The following is a 5,987-nucleotide window of genomic DNA, read 5'->3' as shown; positions in this document are numbered from 1 at the left end:
GGCGCAGTCGGTGGCCGTCCTCGCGGTGCTGCGGGCCGGCGCCGCGTACGTGCCGATCGACCCCCACTGGCCCGCGGCCCGGGTGAGCACGGTGCTGCGGCACAGCGGCGCCCGCGCGCTGATCACGGCGGAGCCCGCGACACCGGACGAACTGCCCGACGGGGTGCACGCGGTCGTCCTCGGCGGCTCCCCCGGCGCGGCCGTCCCGGACCCGCTCCCCGGCGACCCCGGGCCCGCGTCCCCCAAGGGCGGCGACCTCGACCGGAGCGCGTACGTCATCTACACCTCGGGCTCGACCGGCACCCCCAAGGGCGTGGTCATCTCGCACCGGGCGGCCGTCAACACCCTGGCCGACCTGACCGAACGGTTCGCCCTGACGGCCGGCGACAAGGTGCTCGCGGTCTCGTCGCTCGCCTTCGACCTGTCGGTCTTCGACCAGTTCGCCCTGCTCGGCTGCGGCGGCACCGTGGTCTGCCCGCCACCGGGCGCTGTCCCGGACCCGCAGGCGTGGGGCGAGAGCGTGCGGCGGCACGGCGTGACCGTGTGGAACTCCGTGCCCGCGCTGCTCGCCCTGACCCTGGAGTACCTCGGCGAGCGGGCCCGCGAACTCCTGGCCTCCCTGCGCCTGGTCATGCTCAGCGGCGACTGGGTGCCGCTGCCGCTGCTGGACCGGCTGGCCGCGTACTGCCCCGGCGCCCGGGTCATCGCGATGGGCGGCGCCACCGAGGCGTCGATCTGGTCGAACTGGTACCCCGTGTCCGGCGTCCCCGCCGGGTGGCAGAGCGTGCCGTACGGGACTCCGCTGGCCAACCAGACGATGCACGTCCTGGACGGGAACCTGGCCGACGCCCCGGTCTGGGTGCCCGGCGACCTCTACATCGGCGGCGCCGGCCTGGCCACCGGCTACCTCGGCGAGCCGCAGCGCACCGCCGCGTCGTTCCTGCGGCACCCCGTGACCGGTGAGCGGCTGTACCGGACGGGCGACCGCGCCCGCTACCGGCCGGGCGGCGTCCTGGAATTCCTCGGACGGGCCGACCACCAGGTCAAGATCAACGGCTACCGCGTCGAACTGGGCGAGATCGAGGCCCAGTTGACCCGCCTCGACGGGATACGCTCCGCCGTCGCGCTGGTGGACACCTCGCAGAGCCAGCCCTACCTGGCGGCCTTCCTCACCCGCGACGAGCCGGACGCCTCGGCGGCCGGGGCCCGCGTCGCCCCCGACGGGCCAAAGCTGCGGCGGGAACTCGGCGAGACCCTGCCCCCGTACATGGTGCCCGCCGCGCTCGTCGAGGTGCCGGCCCTGCCGCTGAGCGGCAACGGCAAGGTGGACCGCAGGGCGCTCCTGGACCTGCTCGCCGGCACGGTGCGCGGTGCCGGAGGGCCGGGGGCGCCGGAGGCGGCGGGCGGGAGCACGCAGGGCCCGGCGACCCCGGTGGAGGCCCGGCTGCTCGACCTGTGGCGGGAACTCCTGGGCCCGGCCGCGCGCGGGGTCACCGACGACTTCTTCGCGCTGGGCGGCAGTTCGCTGACCGCCGTACGGCTGTTCCGCGCGATCGAGACGGCCTTCGGGCGCCGGCTTCCGCTGGCCTCGCTGTTCCGGAACCGGACCGTGCGCGCCCAGGCCGCCCTGCTCGCCCCCGGCGAAGGGGAACCGGCGGCCGACGACACCGGACCGCTGGTCGGCCTCGGCGGCGGCGGCGACCAGCACGTGGTGTTCGTCCACCCGGTCGGCGGCGACGTCCTGTGCTACGAGGAGGCCGTGTCCGCCCTGACGGCCGACCCGGACCTCGCCGCGCGGCTGACGCTGCACGGGCTGCGGGCGGCCGGACTGCACGGGGCGGAGGAGCCCGCGAGCAGTCTCGACGCGATGGCGAAGCACTACGCGCGCACGCTCATCGAGCGGCTGCCCGACGGTCCGCTGCACCTGGTGGGCTGGTCCCTGGGCGGGACCGTGGCCCTGCACACGGCGGTGCTCCTGGAGCGGGAGGGGCGGCCGGTGGCCTCCGTGACCGCGCTCGACTCCTTCGTCGGCCGCCCGGACGGCCACCCGCCCGCCCTCGGTGCCCGGCTCGCCGGATTCTTCGGCGACCTGCTCGGCCGCGGCGACCTCGCCGCCCTGCTCCAGGACCCCGGCCCGGACGCGTCCGACGGGGAACGGCTGCTCGCCGCCCACGACGCCCTGGCCGCCCGGGGGTTGCTCGAGCGGCCCCTCGAACCGGCCGAGCTGTCCCGGCTGTTCGCCGTCTACCGCAACAACTCGGAGATCCTCGAACGCCACACGCCGGTCGCCTGGAACCCCGGCCCGCCGGCCGGACCGCAGCCGCCCCGGCTGCTGATCCGCGCCGCACGGACCGCGCGCCACGCCTTCCCCGGACTGCTGCCGCTCGACGAGGTACTGGCGGACCCGGGCCCCGTGCACACCGTCGACGAGGACCACTTCTCGGTGGTCCGGGGACCGGCCGCCGCACGCCTGGCCCGGCGGATCGGCGCGCTGTGCTCCGCCGCCCCCACCACCACCGACCTCCCGAGAGGAACACGGGGATGAGACCACTGTCCGCCGAGCGCGCCCTGCTCGAAGCCCGGCTGCCCGGCTTCGACGGCCGGCTCGCCGCGCTGGGGATCGACGGGGCCGAGGACCCGGACAACGAGGTGATCGAGGAGTTCCGCCGGGCCGGCGGCGGCAACCTGTTCGTCCCCCGGGAGCTGGGGGGCGCCGGGCTCGGCTGCCACGACGGCGTACGGCTCCAGCGGGCCGTCGGCTCCCGGGCCCCGGCCCTGGCCGTCGCGACGACCATGCACCACTACAAGGTCGCCTGGCTGGCCGCCGCGCTCGGCGCCGACGCCGCCGGGGTGCTCCGGGGGATCGCGGAGAAGAACCTCCTCGTCGCCTCCTGCGGCGCCGAGGGCCAGGTGGGCCGGAGCCTGTTCGCCCCGGGCATCCGGGTCGCCGCGGCCGACGGCGGGCTGACGGTGTCGGGCACCAAGCGCCCGTGCTCCCTCACCCGCTCCATGGGCCTGCTCTCGCTGACGGCGACCGCCCCGGACGGCACCGCACCGGACGGCCGGCTGCTCATGCTGGTGATCCCGGCGGACGCGCCCGGCATCCGGCGTGAGCCGTTCTGGCGCAACCGGGTGCTGCGGGCCACCCAGACCGACGCGGTGGTCCTCGACGAGGTCTTCGTACCGCAGTCCATGATCATCCCGATCGGTGACCCCGCGCTCTCGCCCGGCCGCTTCACCTCCAACCTGCTCTGGTTCCAGCTGCTCATCACCGCCTCCTACCTCGGCGTCGCCACCGGCCAGGTCGAGGAGCTGTACACCGCGGGGCGCGGCACCCCGGGCGACCGGGTGGCCGCGCTGGCCCCGCTGGAGACGGTGGCCGCCGCCCTGGAGGCGCTGGCCCGGGAGGTGGACGGGGGCCGGTGCGACGACGATCTGCTCGGCCGCTCCCTGCTCGTCCGCCACACCGCCCAGCGGGCCATCGCGGAGGCGACCGACCGGGCCCTGGAACTCGCGGGCGGCATGCCGTTCGTGACGGGTTCGCAGGGCGTGGACGCCCTGGCCGCGAGCCGGGGCCTCGCCTTCCACCCGCCGTCCGAGATCTCGGCGCGGGAGCCGCTGGACACCTGGCTCGGCGGCGGCGGACTGACCCTCACGTGACCGCGTCCCCCTGGGGCGACCCCCTCTCGCAGACCGATCGAGGCGCCCGTCGGGGCGCAGCACTTGGAGATTCGATGATCGTCCTAGGTCTTCACTTCGGCCACGACGCGGCCGTCTCCGTCCTCCGTGACGGGGCCGTCGTCTCCTACGTGCTGCGGGAGCGGCACACCCGGGTCAAGCACGCGGCCACCCTCGACATCGCCACCGTGCGCCGGGCCCTGGACGGGGCCGGGGTCCGGGCCGCCGACCTGGACGCGGTCGCGGTCTGCTCCACCCAGCAGGTCGAGCTGATCGTCGACGACCCGGCGGCCCTGTCCGTCGCCTACGCGCCGAGCGACCCGTTCGGCCGGCCCTGCACGCTGCTGGAGGAGGAGGAGTCCGGCGCGGCCGGGCGGCGGGGCGGCGGCACCCTGCTCGACTTCCTCTACGACCCCGAGCTGTCCGCGACCTGGCTGGGCCGCTCCTACGCGCGCCTGTACCCGGAGCACGCGGGACGGGAGCGGGCGGACGTGCCGGTCGTCCCGTGGGTCGACGACTACGTCACCGAGCCGGAGTGGGCGGGCACCCGCGGCCTCGCGGAGCTGGCCGCCGCGCCCGCGGTGGCCGACGAACGGCACCGGTACGGCTTCCACCTGCCGGTACGGGTGACGCTCGACGGAACCACGATCCCCGGCTACGCGGTCCACCACCACCTCGCCCACGCGGGGAGCGTGTACTACGCCTCCGGGTTCCGGGAGGCCGCGGTGCTCACGCACGACGGCTACGCCGAGGGCGAGAGCTACCACAGCGGCATGTTCTACCTGGGCCGGGAGCAGGCGCTGTACCCGCTCGCCCCGCACCACCTGGGCCTGGGCGGCCTGTACGACCGGGTCGGCGCCGCGCTGGGCCTGGGCCTGGTGGGCCCGGCCGGGAAGCTGATGGGCCTCGCCGCCTACGGGCGCCCCCGCTTCTACACGTCCCGGTTCCTGGGCAACCACGCCGACCTGCGCGAGCGCTTCCCGATGGACGTGGCGACCGCCTGGCTGCGGCACTGCCGCCGGGAGGCCGAGCGCATGGGCTACGACCTCGCCCCGTTCGGCGACCCGGAGCAGGCGACGGCCCCGGTCAACGCGGACGTGGCGGCCAGCACCCAGAAGCTCTTCGAGGAGGTGCGGATGGAGGCGGTGCGCACGCTGCACGCCTCGCTGGGCGCGGCCGGGACGGCGGTGCCGGCGCTCTGCCTGTCCGGGGGCACCGCGCTCAACTGCCCGTCGAACACCCAGATCGCGCAGGAGGGGCCGTTCCGGGAGGTCTTCGTGGAACCGGCCTGCGACGACGGCGGCATCGCGATCGGCGCGGCGCTCGCCGTCCACCACTCGATCCTCGGCCACCCGCTGCCGGCCGCGGACGGGCCGCGCCGCTTCCCGTCGCCCTACCTCGGTAAGCCTCCCACGGCCGAGGACCTGGCCGCGGCGGTCGCCGCCGCGGGCGACCGGATCGTGGTGGAGGACCTCGGCTCCGGCGAGGCGGTGGCGGAGCGGGTGGCGGACGACCTCGTCGCCGACCGCGTCGTGGCCTGGTTCGACGGGGGCAGCGAGGCGGGGCCCCGGGCGCTCGGCCACCGCTCGATCCTGGCGGACCCGCGCAACGCGGAGAACTGGCCCCGGGTGAACCGCGTCAAGACCCGTGAGGCGTGGCGCCCGTTCGCCCCGGCGGTGCTCGCCGAGCACGCGGCGGACTGGTTCGGGGACGTGCCGCTGCCCTCGCCGTACATGCTGTTCAACGCGACGGTGCGGCAGACGGGGATACCCGCCGTGACCCATGTGGACGGCACCGCGCGCATCCAGACCGTGGACGCCTCGGCGGGCGGCTACCACGCGGCGATCGCCGCGTTCCACCGCCGCACGGGCGTGCCGGTGGTGATGAACACCTCGCTCAACGGCCCCGGGGAGCCGATCGTCGAGCGGCCGGAGGAGGCGCTCGACCTCTTCCTGAAGACCGAACTCGACGTGCTGTACCTGGCCGGTCTGCGCATCACCCGCGCCTGACCGCCGTCCCCGGGGAGGAACCATGAAACTGACGACCTGTGAGACGGCTCCGGGCGACTGGACCGGTGACGTGCTCGCCCTGGGCGTGTACGAGGAGGACGGCGCGCCGTCGGACGGGCCGTGGCTGAGCGAGGTCGATGCCGCGCTCGGCGGGGCCGTCACCCGGCTGCTCGCGTACGACGCGTTCGGCGGGGCCCGCGACGAGCTGGTCACCGGGCCCGGGGTGCCGGGCCGGTGCGAGCGGCTGGTGCTGCTCGGGCTCGGCCGCCCCGGCGAGGTGACGCCGCACACCGCGCGGCG

4 protein-coding genes are annotated in these 5,987 nt (G+C 75.9%); all 4 read left to right on the top strand.

Annotation, left to right across the window (positions count from 1 at the left end):
* The coding region (locus MHW47_RS30880; RefSeq protein WP_239227176.1) for an amino acid adenylation domain-containing protein at positions 1–2,545 on the top strand (2,545 nt) is incomplete at its 5' end.
* On the top strand, positions 2,542–3,660 hold the full coding sequence (locus tag MHW47_RS30875; RefSeq protein WP_239227175.1) for an acyl-CoA dehydrogenase family protein: 1,119 nt from the start codon (positions 2,542–2,544) through the stop codon (positions 3,658–3,660). The genes MHW47_RS30880 and MHW47_RS30875, both read left to right, overlap by 4 nt.
* A 74-nt stretch (positions 3,661–3,734) precedes the next feature.
* Complete coding sequence (locus tag MHW47_RS30870) at positions 3,735–5,687, top strand: carbamoyltransferase C-terminal domain-containing protein (RefSeq protein ID WP_239227174.1); 1,953 nt, start codon at positions 3,735–3,737, stop codon at positions 5,685–5,687.
* A 22-nt stretch (positions 5,688–5,709) separates the two neighbouring features.
* Positions 5,710–5,987: M17 family peptidase N-terminal domain-containing protein (locus tag MHW47_RS30865; protein WP_239227173.1), on the top strand; the 278-nt coding region annotated here is incomplete at its 3' end.

Origin of the sequence: Streptomyces sp. OfavH-34-F (assembly GCF_022347745.1) — a bacterium.
GTDB lineage: Bacteria > Actinomycetota > Actinomycetes > Streptomycetales > Streptomycetaceae > Streptomyces.
The sequence above is the reverse complement of the archived record's forward strand: the minus strand, read 5'-3'. Positions and strand labels throughout refer to the sequence as shown.

What these genes read in the sequence shown, in the direction of transcription:
- MHW47_RS30870 (WP_239227174.1), top strand. Translation starts at nt 3,735, where the DNA reads ATGATCGTCCTAGGTCTTCACTTCGGCCACGACGCGGCCGTCTCCGTC.
- MHW47_RS30875 (WP_239227175.1), top strand. Translation starts at nt 2,542, where the DNA reads ATGAGACCACTGTCCGCCGAGCGCGCCCTGCTCGAAGCCCGGCTGCCC.